Source organism: Streptomyces sp. NPDC056373 (assembly GCF_042262425.1).
Classification (GTDB): domain Bacteria; phylum Actinomycetota; class Actinomycetes; order Streptomycetales; family Streptomycetaceae; genus Streptomyces.
Map to the genome: position 1 here is coordinate 58,657 of NZ_JBHJPX010000025.1, position 24,257 is coordinate 82,913.

The following is a 24,257-nucleotide window of genomic DNA, read 5'->3' on the forward strand; positions in this document are numbered from 1 at the left end:
GCACGCCCGATTCCACGCGCCGGTGACCTGTCCCGGCTTTGCCGCGTTGCCCTGGTATGACCCCCATCTCCTCAGCGACCGGGCGTCAGCGCCTCCTGTACGTCCCGCCACCCGCAGAATCGGTTCGGCCGGCTCCGCCCCGCTATCAGGACCCGCCGATCTACCGCGACTTGATGCGGACCTGGGCCGAGGGCGGCCGCACCCTGCCGGGTCGGCACGACCCGGAGTGGATGCGGCTCGCGGCCCCGTGGCGGGGCCTCGACCAGTTCAGCGTCCCTCTGGACCCACGAGATGGCGGGCGATGACCATCCGCTGGATCTGATTGGTGCCCTCCACGATCTGCAGCACCTTGGCCTCGCGCATGTAGCGCTCGGCCGGGAAGTCGGCGGTGTAGCCGTAGCCGCCGAGGATCTGCACGGCGTCGGTGGTGACCCGCATCGCCGTGTCGGTGCAGTGCAGCTTGGCCATCGCGGCCTGCCTGGCGAACGGCCGGCCGGCGTCCTTCAGCCGTGCCGCCGCGAGGTAGAGCGCACGGCCCGCCTCGATCTGGGTGGCCATGTCGGCGAGCATGAAGCGCAGCCCCTGGAAGTCGGCGATCGGCTTGCCGAACTGGCGCCTCTCGGCCGCGTAGGCCACCGCCTCGTCCAGCGCGGCCTGCGCCACGCCGATCGCGCACGCCGAGATGCCGAGCCGCCCCGAGTCGAGCGACGACAGGGCGATCGCGAAGCCCTGCCCTTCCTCGCCGATGCGCCGGTCGTCGGGCACCCGGACGCCGTCGAAGTGCACCTGCGCGGTGGGCGAGCCCTTCATGCCCATCTTCTTCTCGGGCACGGCGGCGCTCAGGCCCTCCGCGTCCCCGGGCACCAGGAACGCCGTGATCCCGCGCGGCCCCTCCTCGCCGGTGCGGGCCATGACGGTGTAGAAGTCGGCGATCCCGCCGTGGGTGATCCATGCCTTCGTACCGGTGATCACCCAGCCGTCGCCGTCCGGCACGGCCTTGGTGCGCAGGGCGGCCGCGTCCGATCCGGAGTGCGGCTCGGAGAGGCAGTAGGCACCCAGCAGGCCGCCGCCGAGCATCGCCGGCAGGTGCTCGACCTGCTGCTCCTTGGTGCCGTAGGCGGCGAGGGCGTAGGAGGCCAGGGAGTGCACGCTGACGCCGAGACCGACGGTGAGGCGGGCGGCGGCCAGTTCCTCCAGGACCTGGAGGTACACCTCGTAGGGCTGGTCGCCACCGCCGTACTCGGAGTCGTACGGCAGGCCGAGCAGTCCGGAGCGGGAGAGCAGCGTGAACAGCTCGCGCGGGAAGCGGCCGGCGTCCTCCTCCTCGGCCGCCTTCGGGGTGATCTCCTGCTGCGCGATGTCACGCACGAGCGAGATCAGGTCCCGGGCCTCCTCCGTGGGCAGTTGCCGGTCCACCGGCTGCGGGGCGCGGTCGGGCATGGCGACGCTCTCCTCCCTGTCGGGCACTGGCGGACGGGCCCATGGGTGGGGGCGGCGCCGCCGGGTCGATCTGGTGCCTTGCCGATGCTTGCAGTCCCGGGTCTCGGAAGCTGCTGACCAGCGGCTGTGCGCTGTGAGTATGCCCGATCGGAGGCATCGAGTCACCAGTTAACGACCGCTTACTTCAAGAAATGGCCGAGCGCGCCAGGGGCGGCGAAATTGGTCCGCACCATTGACCCAACTGGTCTAGTCCTCCTACTGTTTCGCTCCACCGATTCACCGCGTTCATGCCAATCGGCGCGCGTTCCCTCTCCCCACGAGGAGACACCGGATGCACACCCCCCACCGTTCCCGCTTCCGGGCCATCGTGTCCGCGACCTGTTGCGCCGTCCTCGGCGCCGGTCTGCTCGCCGCGGGCACCTCCGCCACCGCGGCGGCCTCGGCTCAGGAGGCCGCCGCAGGCGCGGAGCCCGCTCCCGGCGCCAGGGCCGCCGGCTCCAAGGTCGTCGGGTACTTCACCGAATGGGGCACCTACGACCGCAAGTACTACGTCAAGAACATCGAGACGTCCGGATCGGGCGGCAGGCTAACCCACATCAACTACGCCTTCGGCAACGTCACCGGCGGCAAGTGCGCCATGGGCGACGGCTACGCCGCCACCGACCGGGCCTACACCGCCGCCGAGTCCGTCGACGGCAAGGCCGACACCTGGGACCAGCCGCTGCGCGGCAACTTCAACCAGCTGCGCAAGCTGAAGCAGAAGCACCCGAACCTCAAGGTCCTGTGGTCCTTCGGCGGCTGGACCTGGTCGGGCGGCTTCGGCGAGGCCGCGAAGAACCCGGCCGCCTTCGCCCGGTCCTGCTACGACCTCGTCGAGAACTCCAAGTGGGCCGACGTCTTCGACGGCATCGACATCGACTGGGAGTACCCGAACACCTGCGGCGCCACCTGCGACACCAGCGGCAAGGCGGCCTTCCGCAACCTGATGCAGGCGCTGCGCGCAACGTTCGGCTCCAGGAACCTGGTCACCGCGGCGATCACCGCCGACGCCACCCCGGGCGGCAAGATCGACGCGGCCGACTACGCGGGCGCCGCCCAGTACGTCGACTGGTACAACCCCATGACCTACGACTTCTTCGGCGCGTGGGACGCCACCGGCCCGACGGCCCCGCATTCGCCACTGACCTCGTACTCCGGCATCCCGAAGGCCGGCTACCACTCCTCGGCGACCATCGCGAAGCTCAAGGGCCTGGGCATCCCCGCCTCGAAGCTGCTGCTCGGCATCGGCTTCTACGGCCGCGGCTGGACCGGTGTCACCCAGGCCGCCCCCGGCGGCACCGCGACCGGCCCGGCGGCCGGCACCTACGAGCAGGGCATCGAGGACTACAAGGTGCTCAGGACCAGGTGCCCGGCGACGGGGACCGTGGCCGGCACGGCGTACGCCAAGTGCGGCGGCAACTGGTGGAGTTACGACACCCCGGCGACCATCGGCACCAAGATGAACTACAAGAACCAGCAGGGCCTGGGCGGCACGTTCTTCTGGGAGCTGAGCGGCGACACGGCGAACGGGGAGCTGATCAAGACGATCAGGTAGGGCACGGCCACAGGTGCGGGGGGGTCCGCGACGACCCCCCGCCCCTCGTTCACAGGCCCCGGCGCGCGGGCTGCGGGGCAGGGTGGACGGGGTCGAGTTCCTCGATCGCGCGCAGGGCGCCGCCGAGGGTCTTCACCAGCAGCTCGCACATGGTGTCGCGGGGCAGCTCGGGGCGGTCGATCCATTCGAGCGTGGCGCCCTCGACACTGCACACCCAGGACAGCAGACCCATCCGGGCCAGCGGGGTGATGTCGGCGCGGCCGTAGGCACCCTCGGCGATGGTGGTCACGACGGCCTCGCGCACCCCGTCGCGGATGGCGTGCACCTCGGTGTCGAACCCGACGCCCCCGCTCACGATCGTGCGGTACGCGGCCTGGTTGTGCTCGGCGTAGCGCAGGTAACTGTCGATGGTGCGCTGCACCCGGTCGACCGGGGGCAAGTCCGGGCCGCTCGCCGCGAGGGTGAGCAGTTCGGTGACCGAGTCCTGGACGATGGCCAGGTAGTAGCCGCGCTTGGACTGGAAGTAGTAGTAGATCAGCCCCTTGGCGACGTGCGCCTGCCGGGCGATGTCGTCCATCGACAGGGCGTCGTACGACGTGTCGGCGAACAACCTCCGCCCGATGGCGATGAGTTCGGCACGGCGCGCCATCGAGCGCTCGGTGCCGCGGGCCCTGGGGCGCGCGGCAGGCTGGGGGCTGATATTCAATTTCGACCCTGGTCTCAACGGGCGGGGTGGGACCTCCGCAGTATGGCAGGCCTCACCGCCGGGTCGTGGGTCAGGTCACAGCAGCCCGAGCCGGGTCACGAGCATCGCGACGACCACGACGAGGGCCCAGCCCATGAGGTGCTCGACGATCTTCGGCCCGTCGTCCCGGGGGCCGCCGGTGCGGGCGCGGTGGACGGTGGCCGGCTGTGCGGTCATGGCTTCTCGCTGGGTCGGTGGCGCGGACGGAACCCCCGCCGGTTCCGTCCACCTTGCCACCCGAGGCGGCTTTTGTGGCCGTAAGTTCGGTCACACGCGCACGCCCACGGCCGTCAGCGCCGTGCGCTGGGCCGCGTTCGGACGGGCCGGGAAGTACAGGTAGCAGACGCCGCCGGTGCCCGAGACGACCTTGCCGGAGGCGTTGTAGCGCTTGGTGCGGAGCCAGATGTTCTCCCACTCGCGCCGCCGGTAGACGCGCCGCACGGCCTCGTTGTTCGCCGAGAAGGGATCGTTGGCGATCACGTCGCCGTCGGCGGAGAAGCCGACGACGGTCATCAGGTGCCCCGCGGTGCCGTACCCGGCGCCGGTCAGCTCCTCCTTCAGGAACGACTGGGACGTTATGGCCGGGATGCCCGCGGCGACCAGCGTCTCCAGGTCGGTGAGGGAGCCGAGCCGGGTGACCACGCCCTGGAGGTCCTTGAACGTGGCCGCGTAGGCGGCGTTGAAGGGCCAGTTGCCGCAGCCCGCGTACTGGTAGTCGTAGGTGAAGCGGGCCGCGTGGCACACCTGGGGATCGTCGTACGCGGGATCGACCCAGGCCAGTTGCGCGGCGGTGAGCCGGCCGCCCCAGTACTCGACGATCATCTGGGAGGAGGTCGGGCTGCACCAGGCCTCGCCGCCGTTGTCGTACTCGGGGTAGCGGCCCTTGTGGATCTCCTGGGAATAGCGTGGGACGGCCAGTTCCTTCGCGAGGCCGGGCGTGGAGGCCGGGACGGTGAAGCGGTCGGGCACGTCGGAGCCCATGGCGCCGAGCCGCCACACGGTCGGAGTGGCCTTGGTGCCGGGCTTGCGGTGGAGGGTCAGGCGCAGCCGGTAGGACGCCAGGCGCAGGCCGGTCGACGGGTCGTCGATCGCCAGCGTGTCGGTCCAGACCGTGCTCTTGGTGTCCTTCTGGTCGTCGACCGAGGTGCGGCGGACGTCCAGGTCGCCGGCGGCCCAGCGGCCCATCACGTACCAGGGCGTACTGGAGCCGTCGGTGTAGGTGCCTTTGAGCTCGGCCTGGATCCAGGTGCCGGCGGGGGTGTGCGCGTTCCAGGAGACGATCGCCTCGGTCGCGGGGACCGCGAGCCGGTGGACGGGGGACGTCCAGGTGGCGTACTCCCAGGCGGCCGTGGTGCCGGTGTGCGGGTCCTTGTAGTCCACCGTCCCGGCGGGCTTCGCGATGACCACGCCCGGGCGGGCACCCGCGACGGCCCGGGTGCCCTTCGCCGTGCCTGCGGACCAGTCGGCGTACGAGACCCAGAACCTGTTGTCGACGGTACGGGCGGGGACCGCCCGGGCGGGGTCCGCGGTGTCTGTGGTCATGAGGGCCTCGGGGTCGGCGGCCGCCGGGCCCGCGCTCGCGGTGACGGCTGCGGCGACCGCGGCGGCCAGGACGGTTCGGCGGGACGGCTGTTCGGCTCTGCGCATGGCGGGGCCCCCGGATGTCTCAGTCGGGCAGGTGCGGAGCAGGTCCGTGCACGGCTGGTCGTATCCGTGCGTGCGCCACATATGAGCACAGGCGGCCGTGTCCTGCCAGCACTTCGACGCGCGCCACGCCCACCAATATTGGCGTCGACCAGTGGCACCCGCCGCGGACCTCGTGGTTAGAGTGCCGATCGAGATGAATCCGTCCTCCCGCCCCGCACCGGGCCCCGCCGTCCGTGATCTGGCCGCCCGGATCCGCCGCCTCTCCCCTTCCTGCGGCCCGGTCCGGCTCGTCGCCGTCGACGGGCACGCCGGGTCCGGGAAGAGCACGTTCGCCGAGCAGTTGGCCGCCGCGCTGGACGGTGCGCCGGTGCTGCGCCTCGACGACGTCGCCAGCCACGACGCGCTGTTCGGCTGGACCGGCCGCCTGCTGGACCAGGTGATCGAACCGCTCACCCGGGGCAGGACCGCTCACTACGCCCCCTACGACTGGCGAGCCCGGCGCTTCGGCCCCCCGCGCGCGCTGCCGCCCACGCCGGTGATCCTCGTCGAGGGTGTCGGCGCGGGGCGCCGTGCGCTGCGTCCGCACCTGGCCCTGCTGCTGTGGATGGAGCTGCCGTGCGAGGAGGCCTGGGCACGGGGACGGTCCCGGGACGGAGAGGAGCAGCGGGAGTTCTGGGACGGATGGGTCCCCGCCGAGCGCCGGCATTTCGCCGACGACCCTTCGCGGCCGTTCGCCGACCTCCTGGTACGGCAGCGGGAGAAGGGATACGAGGTGCTCGCGGGACCTGCCGATGCCGTTGGACCGGACCAGCCCCTCACGCACGGTGACGGGCCGCCCGCGGTGTGCTGAACTTGTGAAAGGCCTTGCGGGACAACTTGCCGGAGTGCTCCAACTCGGCTTGACCACCGGGCCGTACAGGTCTTACGTTCTCAATGTGCGGCATCGGAGCCGCCCACAGACGCGAAGCCCCCGGTTGTTCCCCCGTGATCGGGGGCTTCGTTCTGCCCTCTTCCGGATTTCCGCCCGCCTCGTGACGCCGAGTACTCACGCTGTGTCACCGCGCACGCGTCCGCCGTGTCCGCTCCCACCTCGCCGAACGGCCCGTGCGGCACCCTACGGGCGCGCCGCCCCCGCAGGTACGATGCCCTCGTCGCGACCTGCGGACGGTTGCTTCGCGCGCGGTGCAACTCCGGTCCGTGGCACAGCGGTTCGAGAGCAGAGCAGTCGGCTGGGGGACGGCTCGTTGGCATACCGACGGGGACACGGTTCGTGGGGGACGTGATGGACTTCGGCACGCAGGGCCCACAGGCCCCGGCCGACCTCGCCTGGCTGCGAGGCGTGGACGCCTACACCATGGGCGCGTATCCGCAGGCGGAGGAGGAGTTCCGGGCCGCTGTGCGGATGGACTCCGGGATGGCCGACGCCTGGCTCGGGCTGCACGCGCTGCGCGTCGACACGACGACCGCGCTGCTGCGGATGTTCCGGCACCGGGACCGTTTCGGCGAGCAGCGCTCCCGCTACCACCGTACGCTCAACTCCTGGTACTGGCTGGGCTGGTGGGTGCAGCCCGTGCTGGAGAGCCCCCGCGACCTGCTGCTGGCGCACGCCTCCCACTGGCTGGACGGCCGCCACGTCCCGGAGCTGGACCGGGCCCTCGCCGGGCTGCCGCCCGTGGACACCGACCACCAGGTCCGCTTTCTGCACTCCTGCCGCGCCTATCTGGTCAAGGACTGGGAGCAGCTGGTCCGCCACACCGATCCCCTGCTCGACGACGCGATGCTCGGCATCGAGGCGGGCCTGTTCGGCGGTATGGCCCGGGTGCGCCTGGAGATGTACGGCCAGGCCGAACCCCTGCTGTCCGCCGCGCTGATGCGCTGCCGCAGCGAGCAGCCCCAGCGCAAGGAACTGCGCTACTGGCTGGCCCGGGCGCACGAGGGCACCGGCCGCAGTGCCGCGGCGCTCCCCCTGTACCGGGCCGTGCACCGCGTCGACCCGGCGTTCATGGACACCTCCGCCCGGCTCGCCGCCATCGCCGAGGGCGACGGCTACGACGACGCCGCGGGTCTCGCGGCGATCACCCTCACCGGGGCGGGCCAGGACGCGGTGGACGGTCCGGACGGGTTCGATCCGCTCTTCGGCCTCGAGGGGCGGGACCTGCGACTGCCCGACCCCGAGCCGCCGCTCGCTCCCCTGCCGCCGGTGACCGCCCCGCCGGTCCGCGAGAGGACCGGCCCCGTGCCCTCGCTTCCCGCCGGGCCCACCGACCCGGCGTTACTGGAGGAGGCGCTCGCCGAGCTCGAACGCATGGTGGGTCTGGAGCCGGTGAAGCGCCAGGTCAAGGCGCTGTCGGCACAGCTGAACATGGCCCGGCTGCGGGCCGGTCAGGGCCTGCCGGTCCAGCCGCCGAAACGCCACTTCGTCTTCTCCGGCCCCTCCGGCACCGGCAAGACCACCGTCGCCCGCATCCTCGGCCGCGTCTTCTACGCCCTCGGACTGCTCGGCGGCGACCATCTCGTGGAGGCTCAGCGGGCCGACCTGGTCGGCGAGTACCTCGGGCAGACGGCCGTGAAGGCGAACGAACTGATCGACTCGGCCCTCGGGGGCGTCCTCTTCGTCGACGAGGCCTACGCGCTGTCCAACTCCGGCTACGGCAAGGGGGACGCGTACGGCGACGAGGCCCTGCAGGTGCTGCTGAAGCGCGCGGAGGACAACCGGGACCACCTGGTGGTGATCCTGGCCGGCTACCCGGAGGGCATGGACCGCCTGCTCGCCGCGAACCCCGGGCTGTCGTCCCGTTTCACCACCCGCGTCGACTTCCCCTCGTACCGGCCGCTCGAACTCACCGAGATCGGCAAGGTGCTGGCGGCCGAGAACGGCGACCTGTGGGACGAGGAGGCCCTGGACGAGCTGCGGTCCATCGCCGGGCACGTGGTGGATCAGGAGTGGATCGACGAGCTGGGCAACGGGCGGTTCCTGCGGACGCTGTACGAGAAGAGCTGCGCGTACCGGGATCTGCGGTTGTCGGTGTATCCCGGGGTGTTGAGCAGGGACGATCTGGCGACGCTGCGGCTGCCGGATCTGATGCAGGCCTATGGGGAGGTCCTGTCGGGGCGGGGGCCGCAGGATCCGTCGGCCATGTGAGTTCCATCGGCCGCGGGCCGGTGGAGGCCGGTCGCGCGGTTCCCCACGCCCCCAAGCAGGGCCCCCACCCAGGGGCGCGGGGAACTGCGCGACCAGCCCCCACGCGCCCGCAGCGACGGTGCCAGGTCGCCAGCCGACGGTGCTAGGTCGCCAGCACCTCTTCGCCCGACCTCGGCTCGGTCAGCTTCACCTCGCGCACCTGCCGGTGCGCCGGATCCCGCACCTCCCCCACCAGCAGCTCCAGCACGTCCTCCAGGGCGACCAGCCCGAGCACCTTGCCGGACGCGTCGGCCACCTGGGCCAGGTGCGTCGCGGCCCGGCGCATCACCGTCAGGGCGTCGTCGAGCGGCAGCTCGGGCCGCAGGGTCGTCATGTGGCGCCACAGGTGCTGCGGAACGGCCCGGTCCGAGTCCTCCAGGTCGAGGACGTCCTTGACGTGCAGGTAGCCCATGAAGGCACCGGTGTCCGCGGCCACGGGGAACCGGGAGTAGCCGGTGCGGGCGGTGAGTTCGACGATCCGCCCGGGGGTGACCGACGGGCTGACCGTCACCAGCGACTCCCGCTTGAGCAGGACGTCCGTCACCGGGCGGGAGCCCAGCTCCAGGGCGTCCTCCAGGCTCTCGGCCTCCTCGGGGTCGAGCAGACCCGCCTGGCCGGCGTCCTCCACCAGCCGGTTGAGCTGCTCACTGGTGAAGACGGCCTCCACCTCGTCCTTGGGTTCGACGTGGAAGAGCCGCAGGATGCCCTGCGAGACCGCGCCGAGGGCGGCGGTGATGGGCTTGCAGAACCGCGCGAACCAGACCAGGCCGGGGCTGAGCCACAGCGCGACCTTCTCGGGGGCCGCCATCGCCAGGTTCTTCGGGACCATCTCGCCGATGACGAGGTGGAAGAAGACCACGGCGGCGAGGGCGATGACGTAGGTCAGCGGATGGATCATGCCGTGCGGCAGGTGGATCCACTCGAAGACCGGCTCCAGCAGGTGCGCGACCGTGGGTTCGGCGACCGCGCCCAGGGTCAGCGAGCAGATCGTGATGCCGAACTGGGCAGCCGCCATCATCTGCGGCAGCCGCTCCAGCCCGTGGAGGACCTGCCGGGAGCGGGCGGTGCCGAGCGGTTCGATCTGGCTGCGGCGTACGGAGACGAGCGCGAACTCGGCGCCGACGAAGAAGCCGTTGGCGAGCACGAGCAGCGCGGCGAAGAGAAGCTGGAGCACGCTCATCGGACGGCCTCCGCCATGGAGACCACCGGGGCGGTCCGCACGAGCCGGACCCGCTCCGCGCGGTAGTGGCCGACCTGGCGTACCGACAGCCGCCAGCCGGGCAGTTCCGCCTTGTCGCCGACGGCCGGGATACGGCCCAGCAGGTCGGCGATCAGGCCCGCGACCGTCTCGTACGGGCCCTCGGGCACGTCGAGGCCTATGCGGAGCAGGATGTCGACCCGGCAGCTGCCGTCGACGTCCCAGGCGGGCCTGCCGTCCTCCGGCGGCGCGGCGGCCAGCTCGGGCAGGTCGTGGCCGTCGTGCTCGTCGCGGACCTCGCCGACGATCTCCTCGACGATGTCCTCCAGCGTGACGACACCGGCGGTGCCGCCGTACTCGTCGACGACGACCGCGATGGGCTGCTCGCTGCGCAGGCGGGTGAGCAGCGGCCGGACGGGCAGCGTCTCGGGGACTAGCAGCGCCGGGCGGGCGATGCGGCCGACGGGGGTGCGCAGCCGGTCCTGGACGGGCACGGCCAGGGCGTCCTTGAGGTGGGCCATGCCGACGACCTCGTCGATCTTCTCCCGGTAGACCGGGAAGCGGGACAGACCGGTGGCGCGGGTCAGGTTGACGACGTCCTCGGCGGTGGCCGAGGACTGCAGGGCGCTGACCTTCACACGCGGCGTCATCACGTGCTGCGCGGTGAGCTCGCCCAGCGACAGGGTCCGTACGAACAGGTCGGCCGTGTCCTGCTCCAAAGCGCCGGCCAGGGCCGAGTGACGGGCCAGGGAGACGAGTTCGCCGGGGGTGCGGGCGGAGGCCAGCTCCTCGGCGGGTTCGATGCCCAGGGCGCGCACGAGACGGTTCGCGACGGCGTTGAGACCGGCGATGACCGGGCGGAACAGCCGGGCGAAGACGTGCTGCGGGCCCGCGACGAAGCGCGCGACCTGCAGCGGCCTGGACACCGCCCAGTTCTTGGGCAGGAGCTCGCCGATCACCATCTGCACGGCGGAGGCCAGCAGCATGCCGACGACGACCGTGACGCCGGAGACGGCTCCCTCGGGGATGCCGATCGAGGCGAACGGGCCGTGCAGCAGCCGGGCGAGCGCCGGTTCGGCGAGCATGCCGACGACGAGGGAGGTGATGGTGATGCCGAGCTGGGTGCCGGAGAGCTGGAAGGACAGTTCCCTGAGCGATTCGACGACCCGGCGGGCGCGCCGGTCGCCCTCGGCGGCGGCCTTCTCGGCCTCGGGCCGCTCGACCGTCACGAGTCCGAATTCGGCCGCCACGAAGAATCCGTTGGCGAGAATCAGCAGGAACGCGGCTGCCAGGAGCAGCAAAGGGGTGGTCATGATGCCGCCGCCTCCACACGGTCACGTACCCCGGGAACGGGGCACGCGCTATGTCGGCAGGGGGCGGCGCAGGTACTGCAGGACGATCCGTCCATCGCCGGAGAGGGTCACTCCTCGATCAGCAGGAGCCCCTGGCGCACCGGGCGGGGCGGCAGGGGCGGAGGCGCATCCGTTCGCGCCTCCGGAAACAGATTAATCAAGACACCGCCCGGTATGGCAGTGGCGGCCGGCGTGAGCTTCCCCCGGGTCAGCTCCGGTGTTGCTCGGGGTCCGCCACGGAACGGGCCTCGACGACCGCCCGCAGGGCCCGGGCGTCGGCGATCGCGCGCTGCTTGGCGAGGCCCGGCTGGATGCCCAGAGCAGGCAGGCTCGTGCCGTCGCTGAGGTTGAGGAACACCCAGGGGTCGCCGGGCCGGAGGGTCACCTGGAGGATCTCCGCCCACTCCAGACGGCGCTTGTTCGTGAGATTGACGACAGTGACGCCGTCCTCGTCCACGACGACCTTGGGGCGCGCCAGCAGGAGCAGCACGGCGTCCAGCAGGAGGGCCGTGAAGACGAAGCTCACGCGCTCGCCGGGGCTGAGCTGCTTCAGCAGCATCGCGACCGCCGTGATCACCACGAAGATGGCGACGGCCGCCGTGAGCAGCACCACGCGGGTGCTGCCCGGCCGGAACGTGACGGGCAGGGTGGGCAGCTCGGACATCACGCGTACGCCCCTCAGAGACGGCAGGCGTGGATGGCCGTGGTCAGGATGGCCCGGGCGCCGATGTCGTACAGGTCGTCCATGATCCGCTGGGCTTCCTTGGCCGGGACCATGGCACGGACGGCGACCCAGCCCTCGTTGTGCAGCGGGGAGACGGTCGGGGACTCCAGGCCGGGCGTGAGGGCGACGGCCTTCTCCAGCTGCTCGACGCGGCAGTCGTAGTCCATCATCACGTACGTACGGGCGACCAGGACGCCCTGGAGGCGGCGCAGGAACTGCTGCACCTTGGGGTCGTCGGCGTCCGCGCCGGTGCGGCGGATCACGACGGCCTCGGACTGCATGATCGGCTCGCCGGCGACCTCCAGACCCGCGTTGCGCAGCGAGGTGCCGGTCTCGACGACGTCGGCGATGACCTGGGCCACACCGAGCTGGATGGCGGTCTCGACGGCGCCGTCGAGGTGGACGACGGAGGCGTCGATGCCGTGCTCGGCGAGGTGGGCGGCGACGATGCCCTCGTAGGAGGTGGCGATCGTCTTGCCGGTCAGGTCCGCCAGGCCGCTGATCGTGCCGGGCTTGGTGGCGTAGCGGAAGGTGGAGCGGGCGAAGCCGAGGGCGAGGATCTCCTCGGCTTCGGCACCGGAGTCGATGAGCAGGTCCCGGCCGGTGAGGCCGATGTCGAGCTGCCCGGAGGCGACGTAGATCGCGATGTCGCGGGGGCGGAGATAGAAGAACTCGACCTCGTTCACCGGGTCGACGATCCGCAGTTCCTTGGACTCGCGGCGCTGCTGGTAGCCGGCCTCATGCAGCATCTCCGCCGCAGGGCCGGACAGGGAACCCTTGTTGGGGACGGCGATGCGCAGCATGAGGTCGGCTTCCTTTGCGTGGGGTGGGACGGGAACGGGTGCGGCTCAGAGGTGGGCGTAGACGTCGTCGAGGGAGATGCCGCGCGCGACCATCATCACCTGGACGTGGTACAGCAGCTGCGAGATCTCCTCGGCGGCGGCTTCCTTGCCCTCGTACTCGGCGGCCATCCAGACCTCGGCGGCCTCTTCGACGACCTTCTTGCCGATGGCGTGGACGCCCTTGCCGACCAGTTCTGCGGTGCGGGAAGTGGCGGGGTCGCCGTGGGCGGCCTTGTGCTGGAGCTCGGTGAAGAGCTCCTCGAACGTCTTCTTGGACATGGTGACGCTCAGCCTATGCCACGTGTGCCTTTCGTCAGTGCCAGGGTTCGGATACTGAGCGGAGGGTGGCCGCGGTCGCCACCGCGGCGGTCACCGCCTCGTGCCCCTTGTCCTCGTTGGAGCCCTCGATCCCGGCACGGTCCAGGGCCTGTTCCTCGGTGTCGCAGGTCAGCACGCCGAAGCCGACGGGGACGCCGGTGTCGACGGAGACCTGGGTGAGGCCCTGGGTCACGCCCTGGCACACGTACTCGAAGTGGGGGGTTCCGCCGCGGATGACGACGCCGAGGGCGACGATCGCGTCGTAGCCGCGACCCGCGAGGACCTTGGCGACGACCGGGAGCTCCCAGCTGCCGGGGACCCTGAGCAGGGTCGGCTCGTCGATGCCCAGGTCGTGCAGGGCGCGCAGGGCGCCGTCGACCAGGCCGTTCATCACCTTCTCGTGCCACTGTGCCGCGATGACGGCGACCCTGAGGTCACCCACATTGCGTACGGACAGTTCCGGTGCACCCTTGCCGCTCACGTCTCTCCTCAGAGCTTTCTCGCTGTGCCGTCTTGCTGACTTGCTGTGCTGCTGACTTGCTGTGCTGCCTTACTGGTTGCCGCAGGCCGGCACGGTGGTCGTGTCCAGCCAGGGCAGGTCGTGGCCCATCCGGTCCCGCTTGGTGCGCAGGTAGCGGAGGTTGTGCTCACCGGCGTTCACGGGCATCGGCACACGTGCCTGGACCGCGATGCCGTGGCGGACCAGCGCGTCGGTCTTGTCGGGGTTGTTGGTCAGCAGCCGGACGCCGCGCACGCCGAGGTCGGCGAGGATCTGGGCGCCGGCCGCGTAGTCGCGGGCGTCGGCCGGCAGGCCGAGTTCGAGGTTGGCGTCGAGGGTGTCGCGGCCGCGCTCCTGGAGTTCGTAGGCGCGCAGCTTGGACATCAGGCCGATGCCACGGCCCTCGTGTCCGCGCAGGTAGACCACGACGCCCCGGCCCTCCTCCTGGATCCGGGCGAGGGAGGCGTCGAGCTGGGGGCCGCAGTCGCAGCGGGCCGAGCCGAAGACGTCACCGGTGAGGCATTCGGAGTGGACGCGCACGAGGACGTCCTGGCCGTCGCCGATCTCGCCGTGCACCAGCGCGACGTGCTCGACGCCGTCGACGGTGGAGCGGTAGCCGTGGGCCGTGAAGGTGCCGTGGGCGGTGGGCAGCCGGGTGGTGGCCTCGCGGCGGACGGTGGGCTCGCTGCCGCGGCGGTAGGCGATCAGGTCCTCGATGGAGATGATCGTCAGGCCGTGCTTGCGGGCGAAGGGGATCAGCTCGGGCAGGCGCAGCATGGTGCCGTCCTCGCCGGCGATCTCGACGATCGCGCCGGCCGGGCGCAGGCCGGCGAGGCGGGCGAGGTCGACGGCGGCCTCGGTGTGGCCGTTGCGGGTGAGGACGCCGCCGGGCCGGGCGCGCAGCGGGAAGATGTGGCCGGGGCGGACGAAGTCGCCGGGCCCCGAGACGCCGTCGGCCAGCAGCCGCAGGGTGGTGGCGCGGTCGGAGGCGGAGATGCCGGTGCTCACGCCGTGCGCGGCGGAGGCGTCGACGGAGACCGTGAACGCGGTCTTCATCGATTCGGTGTTGTCCTCGACCATCTGCGGCAGCTTCAGCCGGTCCAGCTCGTCGCCCTCCATGGGGGCGCAGATCAGGCCGCGGCACTCGCTCATCATGAAGGCGACGATCTCGGGGGTGGCCTTCTCGGCGGCGATGACGAGGTCGCCCTCGTTCTCCCGGTCCTCGTCGTCGACGACCACGACGGGGCGGCCGGCCGCGATGTCGGCGATGGCCTGCTCCACGGGGTCGAGCGTGAAGCTCTCGACGTCGTCGGTGCTGTACAGGGTGGTTGCGGCGCTCATGCCGGCGCTCCTTCCAGGGTGGGCCGCGCGGCCTGACGCGAGCGCAGCCACCAGTCGCGCATGCCCCACAGGACGAGCGCGCCGTAGATGACGTAGACGAAGCCGGAGAAGGCGTAGCCGTTGGCGAAGTTCAGGGGGACGCCGACGACGTCGACGAGGAGCCAGGCGAACCAGAACTCGACCATGCCGCGGGCCTGGGCGTACATCGCGACGACGGTGCCGACGAAGATGTAGGCGTCGGGCCAGGGGTCCCAGGACAGGGTCGGGTACGCCGTGAACAGCAGCGCCACCGCTACCGTGCCGGCGGCCGCCGCCGCGACCATGGCGGCGCGCTCGCGCCAGGTGGCGAACCGTACGGCGATGTGGCCGTCATCTCCCCGGCCCTTGCCGCGCTGCCACTGCCACCAGCCGTACAGGGCGACGACCATGACGACCGCCTGCTTGCCCGCGCTGCCGGTGAGGTGGCCGTAGAAGGCGCCGAAGAGGATGAGGCCGGCCAGGAACTGCACGGGCCAGGTCCAGATGGAGCGCCGCCAGCCGAGGGCGAGGGCGGCCAGGCCGAAGAGGTTGCCGACCATGTCGGACCAGAGGATGTGCTGGCCGAAGAGGACGAACGCCTCGGAGTTCAGCGTGTTCACCGGCCGGCTCCCTGCGCACGGTCGCCCAGCATCCGCTCGACGTACTTGGCGATGACGTCCACCTCGAGGTTGACCGGGTCGCCGGGCTGCTTGTGGCCGAGCGTGGTCAGGTCGAGGGTGGTGGGGATGAGGCTGACCGTGAAGTGGTCCGGGCCGGCGTCCACGACGGTGAGGCTGATGCCGTCGACGGTGATGGAGCCCTTCTCGACCACGTAGCGGGTGAGGTCCGCGGGGAGGGAGATCTTCACGATCTCCCAGTGCTCGGAGGGCTTGCGCTCCAGGATCTCGCCGGTGCCGTCCACGTGGCCCTGCACGATGTGCCCGCCGAGGCGTTCGCCGACGGCCATGGGGCGTTCGAGGTTGACGCGGGATCCGGCCTTCAGGGCACCGAGGCTGGAGCGGTTCAGGGTCTCGGCCATGACGTCGGCCGTGAACTCGTCGCCCTCGTGGTCGACGACCGTGAGGCACACGCCGTTCACGGCGATCGAGTCGCCGTGCTTGGCGCCTTGGGTGACGACTGGGCCGCGCAGGCGGAAGCGACAGGCGTCGTCGAGGGTCTCGACGGCGGTGATCTCGCCCAGCTCTTCGACGATTCCGGTGAACACTTCCCGGGTCCTCCTGCCTCTTCGGGCACGGACTCCGGGGCTGTCGATGACGACAGAAGTACGAGCAGGGACACCGGGGACGACGCCGGACGGAGTCCGCCACGGGGACGGACTTCTCAGGCGGCGCGCACGAATGCCCGCTCGCCGCGCACTGCCTCCCATCCGGACTTTAACCGTCGGTCCAGGAATTTCACCTGGTCAACCGGCCGCTGGAGGCGACCGGGTCGCGGACTGTAACCGCCGGTTCGGACTTTCACCGACCCCGGAGTGCGCTGCTACTGGTACACGGCCAGTGTGCCACGCCTGATCGACATGCAAAGGGGCGAAGTGTGTGGGCTGCCTCACAGAACGTGTCGCAGCCCTTCCCGAGCGCGACCGGCGCCCCGGCTCCCGCCCGGACGCGACGTCTTGGAGCCCTCGGCGTTGGTACACACCTATTGACGATGTGGTCTAGTCCTTTCTAGTGTCATCGTCAGGGTCGGCTCATCCCAGTGACCGGCCCGGCGGCGGTGACGACGGCCCTTGCCCGCCGTCGGGCCTTCCCCCGGGCACGCGCTCCACCGGCGCGAACAGTTCGTCCTGGGCGCGGTTCCGGGCCGTCAGCAACGCGCCGCGCAGCACCGCTCCACCGCCCAGGGTGGTGGCCCGCACCTCCGTGGCCAGCGGCGTCATCCGGGCGATGTGCCTTTGCACCCGCCCGGCGAGCTCGGCACCGCCGGCCTGGCCGACCTCCCCGCCGAGGACCACACAACCGGGGTCCAGGATGGCGACGACCGCGGCGACCCCGACGGCGAGCCGGTCGGCGAGGGCGTCCAGGAAACGGCCGGCGGACGCGGGATCCCCGGGCCAGGGCACTTCGGGGGCCGCGGCCCCCGACGGCCCGGGGCCCTCCGGGAGAGCGGCCCGCCGCACCCGGGCCGTCGCCCCCTGCACGACACCCACTGCCGCCCGCACCACTCCCGCCTCGGACACCGCCGCCTCGATCCCGAACTCCGCCGCGAGGCCGACGACCGCCGCCGAGGAGGCCAGGGAGTGGAAACCGCCCTCGCAGTCCTTCGACGTCGGCAGCCCGGCCGTGCCCGGGACCGGGAGGAAGCCGATCTCCCCGGTGCCGCCGGAGGCGCCGCGGCGGAGGGCGCCGTCGAGGACGACGGCCGCTCCCGGCGCATGGCCGAGCCACAGCAGGACGAAGGTGTCCCGGTCCCGCGCCGCCCCGTCGCGCTGCTCGGCCAGGGCCGCGAGGTTGGTCTCGTTCTCGACGCTGATGCGGGCCTCGGGCAGCCGCTCCTGGAGGGTGGCGACGAGTTCGCGGTGCCACTCCGGCAGTCCGGTGGAGTCACGCAGTTCGCCGCTGGACGGGTCGATCAGGCCCGGCGCGCCGATCCCCACGGTGTGCAGGCGGTCGGCACCGGCCTCCTTCGCCACGTGCTCGACCAGCGTGACCGCCTGCTCCACGGCGGGGCCCGTGCCGGTGTCGCCCCCGATGGGCACCGACGCCTCGGCCAGCACCCGCCCCACCAGGTCCGCGACGACCACGGCGACGCTCTCGGTGCGGACGTCGAGCGCGGCCAGGTGCGCCCGGTCGGCGGCGATGCCGTAGACCTTCGCGTTGGGACCGCGCCGCTGCTCCCCCGCCTCGCCGACGACCGCGATCAGTCCGGCGGCGCCGAGGCGTTCGAGGAGGTCGGCGACGGTCGGCCGGGACAGACCGGTCAGCTGCTTCAACTGCCCTGCCGTCAACGGGCCTTCCTGCTGGAGCAGGCGCAGGGCGAGCCGGTCGTTGATGGCCCGGGCGGTGCTCGGGGATGCGGGCATGCGCGGATCCTTCCAGATCGACGGGGCCGTCGACCGTGGCCTGCGGAAAGCCCTCTTATTATCAGGCAGGGTTCCTGATAGTTTACGCCCGCACTGTCACGGGACACGGCAGAGACCTGGAGGGGGACCGCAGAATGGGCAACGTGGTCGACGAAGAGCGGGAGGTGAAGCGGTCCCGGTACGCCGTGGCCGCCGTCTTCGCCGTGCACGGCGCCGTGACCGGCTCGTTCGCGACCCGCGTGCCGTGGATCCAGGACCACGCGGACGTGAGCGCGGGCCAGTTGGGGATCGCGCTCGCCTTCCCCGCGTTCGGAGCCTCCGTGGCGATGCCGCTCGCCGGGGGCGTCATCCACCGCTTCGGCGCCCGGAACGCGCTGCGCGGGCTGGTCGCCCTGTGGACCCTTTCGCTCGTGCTGCCGTCCCTCTCACCGAACCTTCTGACGCTCTGTCTGGCCCTGTTCACGTACGGCGCGACGGCCGGCATGACCGACGTGGCGATGAACGCGCTGGGTGTCGAGGTCGAGAACCGTCTCGGACGGTCGATCATGTCCGGGCTGCACGGGATGTGGAGTGTGGGCGCCCTGATCGGCTCGGCGGCCGGCACGCTCGCCGCGCACCTCGGCTCGGACGCCCGGCTGCACCACGCCCTCGCCGCCGCCGTCCTCACCGTCATCGGCGTGCTGGCCTGCCGGTGGGTGCTCGACCTGCAGCCCGCCGAGGACGAGGACCCGCCGCCGCGGTTCGCACTGCCGCCCCGGTCGGCGCTGTTCATCGGCGCGATCGGGTTCTGCGCGGTGTTCGCCGAGGGAGCGAGCCTGGACTGGTCGGCCGTCTATCTGCGTGAGCAGCTGGAGACCTCGGCCGGTCTCGCGGCGGCGTGCACCACGGGCTTCACGCTCACCATGGCCGTCGCCCGGCTCGCCGGTGACAAGGTCGTGGACCGCTTCGGTGCCGTGCGGACGGTGCGGGCGAGCGGGGTGTTCGCCGTCCTGGGCGGCCTGCTGATCGTGATCTCCGACCATCCCGCGGTGGCGATGAGCGGGTTCGCTCTGATGGGACTCGGCATCGCCGTCGTCGTACCGCTGTGCTTCGCCGCCGCCGGGCGCAGCGGCTCCAACCCGAGCCTGGCCATCGCGGGCGTCGCGACCATCACGTACACCTCGGGCCTGATCGCGCCGAGCGCGATCGGGATGCTGGCGCAGGCGACGAGCCTGATGGTGTCGTTCTGCCTGGTGACGGCACTGTCGTGCGGCCTGATGGCGTTCGCGGGAGTGCTGCGGCCGGGCGAGCGGACCAAGGTGGGCCGGACGGACGCGGCGGTTCCCGACCCACGGCCCTGAGCGGACCCGCGACGACCTCCAGGTCAGCCCCGGTCATCCTCTCCCGCGACGCACCCCGACAATGGTCCGGACACTCGCACGCACGACGGAAGCGAAACCGCACCATGGATCTCGGCGTCCGCTGGAAACTGCACGGCGACGGACGCACCCCGGCGCCCGGCGCGGTGGTCCGCCCCGACGAGCGGCTCTCCTGGCCCCGCACGGCCGGCCTGGGCGCCCAGCACGTCGTGGCGATGTTCGGTGCCTCCTTCGTGGCGCCGGTCCTGATGGGCCTGGACCCGAACCTGGCGATCATGATGTCGGGCGTCGCGACCGTCGTGTTCCTGCTCGCCACCCGCGGCAGCGTGCCCAGCTACCTGGGCTGCTCCCTCTCCTTCGTCGGCGTGGCGGCGGTCATCCGGGCGCAGGGCGGCAGCAGCGCGACCGTCACGGGAGCGGTGTTCGTCGTCGGGGGCGCGCTGTTCCTGGTGGGGCTCGCCGTGCGGCGGTTCGGGGCGCGGGTCATCCACGCCGCCATGCCGCCGATCGTGACCGGAGCGGTGGTGATGCTGATCGGCTTCAACCTGGCACCGGTGACGGCCTCGACGTACTGGCCGCAGGACCAGTGGACCGCCCTGCTGGTCATGCTGTTCACCGGTCTGGCGGTGGTCTGTCTGCGCGGTTTCTGGTCCCGGATCGCGATCTTCCTGGGCCTGGTCTTCGGGTACGGCATCTCCTGGGTGGCCGACCTGGTCTTCGGCAAGATCCACTCGGTGGACGCGAGCGGCAAGCTCACCGATCACTGGCGGCTGGACCTCTCCGGCGTGGACAAGGCCGACTGGATCGGACTGCCCACCCTGCACGCCCCGTCGTTCGAGTGGTCGGCGATCCTGGTCGCCCTGCCCGTCGTGATCGCGCTGGTCGCGGAGAACGCCGGGCATGTGAAGGCGGTCGGCGAGATGACCGGCGACGACCTGGACGACAAGCTCGGCACGGCCATCTCCGCCGACGGCGTCGGCTCCATGCTGTCCACCGCGGTCGGCGGTCCGCCCAACACCACGTACTCCGAGAACATCGGCGTGATGGCCGCCACCCGCGTCTACTCGACGGCCGCTTACTGGGCCGCCGCCGGCTTCGCGCTGCTGTTCGGCATCTGCCCGAAGTTCGGCGCGGTCGTGGCGGCGATCCCGGGCGGGGTGCTCGGCGGCATCACCGTCATCCTGTACGGCATGATCGGCCTGCTGGGCGCGCAGATCTGGATCAACGCCAAGGTGGATCTGCGCAATCCGCTGAACCTGGTCCCGGCGGCGGCGGGCATCATCATCGGTGTCGGCAACGTCTCCCTGAAGTTCTCGGACACGTTCTCGCTGAGCGGCATCGCACTCGGCACGGTGGTCGTCATCACCGGCTACCACGCCCTGCGGGCCTTCGCCCCGGCCCACTTGAAGACCCAGGCGCCGCTGCTGGACGAGGGCACCTCCTCCTACGACGACGCCGAGCGGGGCGACGCCACGTCGTAGGCGCGGGAGGCCGTGAACGTCCCCGGTCTGCCCTCGCAGCCGTCCGACTCCCCCGGCAGCTTCACCCACAGGAGGGAAGCGCCGGGCCCGCCGGTACTCCCGCCGGCCCGGAGCTGCGACTCTGCCCGCATGCCGCGATGCGAACAACTCCCCCCAGCCGTGGACACTCCGGTCGACGCCGTCATTGCCCGCATGCGCGCCCTCGACGCGGCCCTGCACCCGCGGGACGGGGTGGCGGTCTTCAACCGTGTCTACCTGGCCGTGACGGAGGCGGTGGACCGGTACGTCGACGCCGGCCGGTTCCCGGACGCCCACGCCGCGATCACGCTGGACGTACGGTTCGCGCAGCGGTACCTCGCGGCCGTCGAGTCGGCGGCGGACGAGCGGCGTCCGCCCGCCTGCTGGCGGCCACTGTTCCAGTTCCGCCGCCACCCCGGGGTACGGCCGTTGCAGTTCGCCCTGGCGGGCATCAACGCGCACATCGGGCACGATCTGGCACTGGCCGTCGTGGACACCTGCGGTGACCTCGGCTGCGCACCCGTCGATCTGGAGGACGAGTTCGACCTGGTGGGTGATCTCCTCGCCTCGCTTGAGGAGCGCATCCGCGACGATCTGATGCCGGGGCCCGATCTGTTGCGGATCGCCGACCCGCTCACCCATCTGCTCGGCTCCTGGAGCCTGGAGCGCGCCCGGGACGCCGCGTGGACGGCGGCCCGGGCCCTGTGGGTGCTTCGCGAACTCCCCGATGTCTCCGGGGAGTTCATCGAGCGCCTGGACACGGCGGTGGGCTTCGCGGGGCGCATGCTGCTCACGCCCCTAACCGAGCCGCCACTGCGGAGCTAGTCCTCCGGCAGCTCCCCCCGGCAGCTCGATCCCCCGGCCGTTCGGTCCTCAGGCGGTTCAGTCCTCAGGCAGCTCCACGGGCGCGATCTCGTCGTAGAGGTCGCCGGGGCCCGGGTTGGTCGGGTCGGTCGCGCCACCCAGGTGGTGCATGACGCCCCAGACCGCGTTGAGGGCGGTCTGGATCGCGCCCTCGGCCCAGCCGGCCGTCCAGGAGATGTCGTCGCCGGCGAGGAAGATGCCGCGCTTGTCCTCGGGCAGCCGGTCCTGCATGAAGTGCGTGAACAGGCGCCGCTGATAGCGGTAGTGGCCGGGCAGGTTGGCCTTGAACGCGCCCATGAAGTAGGGCTCGTTCTCCCAGGAGACGGTCACCGGGTTGCCGATGATGTGCCCCCGGATGTCGACCTTGGGGTAGATCTCGCCGAGCGACTTCAGCATGACCTCCATCCGCTCGTTCGCGGACAGCGGCAGCCACTTCAGACTGTCGTCGCACCAGGTGTAGGAGAGGCAGATGACGGCGGGCTTGTCCGGGCCGTCGTCGAGCAGGTAGGTGCCGCGCGTCATGCGGTCGGTGAGCGTCATCGACATGACGTCCCGGCCGGTCTCCTCGTCCTTGTCGAGCCAGAAGGGCCGGTCGACGGGCACGAACAGCTTCGAGGACTCCATGTAGTGGGTGCGCTCGATCGCCGTCCAGTGGTCGATCGGGAAGAGCGAGTCGTCACAGGCGATCTTCGACAGCAGCATCCAGGACTGGGCGGTGAAGATCGCCGCCTGGAAGGTGCGGATGTCACCGTCCGCGTCGGTCACCGTGATGCGGTTGCCGGCGGTGCGGTGCAGCCGCGTCACGGCCGGGCGGGGCTCCCCGCCCTCGTGCAGGCTCGCGAGCGAGGTCCCCAGGGCCCAGTGGACGATCTTCTGCGGCTCACGCTCCCACAGGCGCAGCGGCAGCTGCTGGGAACCGCCGACGATGCCGCGGTGGTGGTCGTCGGCCTCGGTGTAGACGACGCGCAGGATCTCCAGGATGGAGTTCGGGAAGTCGGTGTCCCAGCCGCCCGTGCCGAAGCCGACCTGGCCGAAGATCTCGCGGTGCCGGAAGGACTTGAACGCCTCGGAGTCGCAGAGGAAGCCGTAGAAGGTCTGGTTGTCGAGCTTCTCGACGAGCTCGGACCAGATCTCGCGGATGCGCGGCACGTCCCGCTCGCGCAGGGCGCGGTTCATGTCGGAGAAGTCGGCGCCCTCCTCCAGGCAACGGCCCCAGGCCTCGGCGACGTCACGGTAGACCTGCGGCAGGTCCTCGATCGTCTCGGCGTAGTGCGACTCGCCCTTGAGGTCGACGACGGTCGACGGGGTCGTCTCGGAGAGGGGGTTGGGGAACGGCCGCGTCTCGAGGCCGACGAGGTCGATGTAGTGCTGGAGGGCCGTGGAGGACGGCGGGAAGCGCATCGCGCCCATCTCGGCGGTGAGGGACTCGTCGCAGCCGTCGAAGCCCACCGTCCGCAGCCGGCCGCCGATCTGGTCGGCCTCGTACACGACCGGCTTCAGGCCCATCTTCATCAGCTCGTACGCGGCGACGATGCCGGACAGACCGCCGCCGATGACCGCGACCTCCGTGCCGTGCTCGGTCGCGGGTATCTGCCCGAGGCCCGCCGGGTGGGCGAGGAAGTCGGCGTAGGCGTACGGGAAGTCCGGGCCGAACATGGTGATCGGCGGCTGCTGCGCGTCAGCGTGCTCGACGGCGTTGGGCACGGTGGACGTCATGGGGTACGGACTCCTTGCACAGATACGAAGGGTGGTTCAGGGGATTTCAGACGAGCGAGCCGTACAGACCGGGCCGCCGGTCCCGCAGATACGGGTTGTTCTCGCGCGACACGGCGAGGAAGGCAGGATCGACGTCGGCGAGCACGAGTTCCTCCCCGCGTCCGGCCCGGGTCCGGGCGACCCCGTCGGGCCCGGCGAGCGTGGACAGGCCCACGAACTCGAACTCGCCTTCCCGGCCGACGCGGTTGACGTAGGCGACGTACATCTGGTTCTCGAAGGCTCGCACGGGGATCATCGACTCGGCGACGAACTGGAACGGGTGCATCTGCGCGGTCGGGACGATCAGCACGTCGGTGCCGGCCAGGGCGTGGGCGCGGACGTTCTCGGGGAATTCCACGTCGTAGCAGATCAGGATGCCGACCCGCAGGCCGTCGATCTCGGCCTGGACGACCGGCTGGTCGCCCGGCGTGAAGTGGTCGCGCTCGAAGCAGCCGAAGAGGTGCGTCTTGCGGTGGTTCGCGAGCCGGATGCCCTCGGCGGAGATCAGCTGGGCGGAGTTGAACACGGCGTCGCCGTCGCGCTCGGGGTAGCCGTATGCGATGGCCAGGCCGTGGTTCGTGGCGATCTCGGCGATCGCGTCCGCGCAGTCGCCGTCGGCGGGTTCGGCGAGCCGGCCGATGTCGTCGCCGATCGCGTAGCCGGTCAGGAACATCTCCGCCGTGACGAGCAGCCCGGCGCCCGCGGCGGCGGCCCGGCCCGCGGCCTCGTCGAGGACCTTGAGGTTCTCGGCGGTGGAGCCGGGGCGGCCGGAGCTCTGGAGCAGGGCGGTGCGCATGCGTGATCCTCACCGGGCGGAGGGGTGGTCGGGAGACCTTTTGGGG

23 protein-coding genes and 1 riboswitch are annotated in these 24,257 nt (G+C 71.3%); of the genes, 7 read left to right on the forward strand and 16 right to left on the reverse strand.

Translation table 11 applies throughout. The features are described from left to right. Nucleotides 1–56 precede the first annotated feature (56 nt). Nucleotides 57–305: a hypothetical protein gene (locus tag ACFCXS_RS36880; protein ID WP_078615159.1), complete on the forward strand. Its 249-nt coding sequence runs from the start codon at nucleotides 57–59 to the stop codon at nucleotides 303–305. On the opposite strand, the gene ACFCXS_RS36885 is transcribed toward ACFCXS_RS36880, so the two are convergent. Beyond that, nucleotides 268–1,440, reverse strand: coding sequence for an acyl-CoA dehydrogenase family protein (locus ACFCXS_RS36885; protein WP_376647716.1), 1,173 nt, complete (start codon nucleotides 1,438–1,440; stop codon nucleotides 268–270). The genes ACFCXS_RS36880 and ACFCXS_RS36885 overlap by 38 nt on opposite strands. Nucleotides 1,441–1,771: 331 nt before the next feature. Between ACFCXS_RS36885 and ACFCXS_RS36890 the strand changes: the two genes are divergently transcribed. Beyond that, nucleotides 1,772–3,034, forward strand: a complete 1,263-nt coding sequence (locus ACFCXS_RS36890; RefSeq protein WP_376647717.1) for a glycoside hydrolase family 18 protein — start codon at nucleotides 1,772–1,774, stop codon at nucleotides 3,032–3,034. Between the two features lie 49 nt (nucleotides 3,035–3,083). Here ACFCXS_RS36890 and ACFCXS_RS36895 read toward each other — a convergent pair whose 3' ends face one another. From ACFCXS_RS36895 to ACFCXS_RS36905, 3 genes are all read right to left on the reverse strand, one after another. Continuing rightward, nucleotides 3,084–3,740, reverse strand: a complete 657-nt coding sequence (locus ACFCXS_RS36895) for a TetR/AcrR family transcriptional regulator (RefSeq protein ID WP_376647718.1) — start codon at nucleotides 3,738–3,740, stop codon at nucleotides 3,084–3,086. Between the two features lie 75 nt (nucleotides 3,741–3,815). Beyond that, nucleotides 3,816–3,956 carry an SCO1431 family membrane protein gene (locus ACFCXS_RS36900; RefSeq protein WP_376647719.1) on the reverse strand — a complete coding sequence of 47 codons (141 nt, stop codon included), beginning with the start codon at nucleotides 3,954–3,956 and terminating at the stop codon, nucleotides 3,816–3,818. 90 nt (nucleotides 3,957–4,046) lie between these two features. Then, nucleotides 4,047–5,426 (reverse strand): peptidase C39 family protein, encoded by a 1,380-nt coding sequence (locus ACFCXS_RS36905; RefSeq protein WP_376647720.1) that lies wholly within the window; start codon nucleotides 5,424–5,426, stop codon nucleotides 4,047–4,049. Nucleotides 5,427–5,619: 193 nt separating this feature from the next. On the opposite strand from ACFCXS_RS36905, the gene ACFCXS_RS36910 reads away from it, so the two are divergent. Next, nucleotides 5,620–6,276, forward strand: a complete 657-nt coding sequence (locus tag ACFCXS_RS36910) for a uridine kinase (protein WP_376647721.1) — start codon at nucleotides 5,620–5,622, stop codon at nucleotides 6,274–6,276. Between the two features lie 432 nt (nucleotides 6,277–6,708). Continuing rightward, nucleotides 6,709–8,568, forward strand: a complete 1,860-nt coding sequence (locus ACFCXS_RS36915; protein WP_376647750.1) for an AAA family ATPase — start codon at nucleotides 6,709–6,711, stop codon at nucleotides 8,566–8,568. A gap of 142 nt (nucleotides 8,569–8,710) precedes the next feature. Here ACFCXS_RS36915 and ACFCXS_RS36920 read toward each other — a convergent pair whose 3' ends face one another. The 10 genes from ACFCXS_RS36920 to ACFCXS_RS36965 all read right to left on the reverse strand — a co-directional run bounded on the left by ACFCXS_RS36920 (nucleotide 8,711) and on the right by ACFCXS_RS36965 (nucleotide 17,939). Next, nucleotides 8,711–9,787 carry a hemolysin family protein gene (locus ACFCXS_RS36920; RefSeq protein ID WP_376647722.1) on the reverse strand — a complete coding sequence of 359 codons (1,077 nt, stop codon included), beginning with the start codon at nucleotides 9,785–9,787 and terminating at the stop codon, nucleotides 8,711–8,713. Further along, nucleotides 9,784–11,118 (reverse strand): hemolysin family protein, encoded by a 1,335-nt coding sequence (locus tag ACFCXS_RS36925; RefSeq protein ID WP_376647723.1) that lies wholly within the window; start codon nucleotides 11,116–11,118, stop codon nucleotides 9,784–9,786. Before ACFCXS_RS36925 ends, ACFCXS_RS36920 begins: the two co-directional genes overlap by 4 nt. 247 nt (nucleotides 11,119–11,365) lie before the next feature. Next, entirely contained in the window at nucleotides 11,366–11,821 is a 456-nt protein-coding gene (locus tag ACFCXS_RS36930) for a PH domain-containing protein (protein WP_376647724.1), read from the reverse strand. A gap of 14 nt (nucleotides 11,822–11,835) precedes the next feature. After that, entirely contained in the window at nucleotides 11,836–12,684 is an 849-nt protein-coding gene (gene hisG, locus ACFCXS_RS36935; protein ID WP_031108172.1) for an ATP phosphoribosyltransferase, read from the reverse strand. 45 nt (nucleotides 12,685–12,729) lie between these two features. Further along, nucleotides 12,730–13,002: a phosphoribosyl-ATP diphosphatase gene (locus tag ACFCXS_RS36940; RefSeq protein WP_007491392.1), complete on the reverse strand. Its 273-nt coding sequence runs from the start codon at nucleotides 13,000–13,002 to the stop codon at nucleotides 12,730–12,732. Between the two features lie 34 nt (nucleotides 13,003–13,036). Then, nucleotides 13,037–13,522, reverse strand: a complete 486-nt coding sequence (gene ribH / locus ACFCXS_RS36945; RefSeq protein WP_030843258.1) for a 6,7-dimethyl-8-ribityllumazine synthase — start codon at nucleotides 13,520–13,522, stop codon at nucleotides 13,037–13,039. 69 nt (nucleotides 13,523–13,591) lie between these two features. Then, nucleotides 13,592–14,881 carry a bifunctional 3,4-dihydroxy-2-butanone-4-phosphate synthase/GTP cyclohydrolase II gene (locus ACFCXS_RS36950; protein WP_376647725.1) on the reverse strand — a complete coding sequence of 430 codons (1,290 nt, stop codon included), beginning with the start codon at nucleotides 14,879–14,881 and terminating at the stop codon, nucleotides 13,592–13,594. Next, complete coding sequence (locus tag ACFCXS_RS36955) at nucleotides 14,878–15,519, reverse strand: nicotinamide riboside transporter PnuC (RefSeq protein ID WP_376647726.1); 642 nt, start codon at nucleotides 15,517–15,519, stop codon at nucleotides 14,878–14,880. The genes ACFCXS_RS36950 and ACFCXS_RS36955 overlap by 4 nt, the downstream gene beginning before the upstream one ends. Next, the gene (locus ACFCXS_RS36960) at nucleotides 15,516–16,124 is read right to left on the reverse strand and encodes a riboflavin synthase (protein ID WP_142165081.1); all 609 of its coding nucleotides are present in this window, start codon (nucleotides 16,122–16,124) and stop codon (nucleotides 15,516–15,518) included. The genes ACFCXS_RS36955 and ACFCXS_RS36960 overlap by 4 nt, the downstream gene beginning before the upstream one ends. A 144-nt stretch (nucleotides 16,125–16,268) precedes the next feature. Then, a riboswitch (FMN riboswitch) is annotated at nucleotides 16,269–16,399 on the reverse strand. Between the two features lie 208 nt (nucleotides 16,400–16,607). After that, the gene (locus ACFCXS_RS36965) at nucleotides 16,608–17,939 is read right to left on the reverse strand and encodes an ROK family transcriptional regulator (RefSeq protein WP_376647727.1); all 1,332 of its coding nucleotides are present in this window, start codon (nucleotides 17,937–17,939) and stop codon (nucleotides 16,608–16,610) included. Nucleotides 17,940–18,073: 134 nt separating this feature from the next. Here ACFCXS_RS36965 and ACFCXS_RS36970 point away from each other — a divergent pair, with 134 nt between their 5' ends. The 3 genes from ACFCXS_RS36970 (at nucleotide 18,074) to ACFCXS_RS36980 (ending at nucleotide 21,621) form a co-directional block, all read left to right on the forward strand. Then, the gene (locus ACFCXS_RS36970; RefSeq protein ID WP_376647728.1) at nucleotides 18,074–19,279 is read left to right on the forward strand and encodes an MFS transporter; all 1,206 of its coding nucleotides are present in this window, start codon (nucleotides 18,074–18,076) and stop codon (nucleotides 19,277–19,279) included. A gap of 104 nt (nucleotides 19,280–19,383) precedes the next feature. Next, nucleotides 19,384–20,778: a uracil-xanthine permease family protein gene (locus ACFCXS_RS36975; protein WP_376647729.1), complete on the forward strand. Its 1,395-nt coding sequence runs from the start codon at nucleotides 19,384–19,386 to the stop codon at nucleotides 20,776–20,778. Nucleotides 20,779–20,907: 129 nt separating this feature from the next. Next, nucleotides 20,908–21,621 carry a DUF5995 family protein gene (locus ACFCXS_RS36980; RefSeq protein ID WP_376647730.1) on the forward strand — a complete coding sequence of 238 codons (714 nt, stop codon included), beginning with the start codon at nucleotides 20,908–20,910 and terminating at the stop codon, nucleotides 21,619–21,621. Nucleotides 21,622–21,678: 57 nt separating this feature from the next. Here ACFCXS_RS36980 and ACFCXS_RS36985 read toward each other — a convergent pair whose 3' ends face one another. After that, nucleotides 21,679–23,376 carry a flavin monoamine oxidase family protein gene (locus tag ACFCXS_RS36985; protein ID WP_376647731.1) on the reverse strand — a complete coding sequence of 566 codons (1,698 nt, stop codon included), beginning with the start codon at nucleotides 23,374–23,376 and terminating at the stop codon, nucleotides 21,679–21,681. 46 nt (nucleotides 23,377–23,422) lie between these two features. Then, on the reverse strand, nucleotides 23,423–24,211 hold the full coding sequence (locus ACFCXS_RS36990) for a carbon-nitrogen hydrolase family protein (RefSeq protein WP_376647732.1): 789 nt from the start codon (nucleotides 24,209–24,211) through the stop codon (nucleotides 23,423–23,425). Nucleotides 24,212–24,257: the final 46 nt, after the last annotated feature.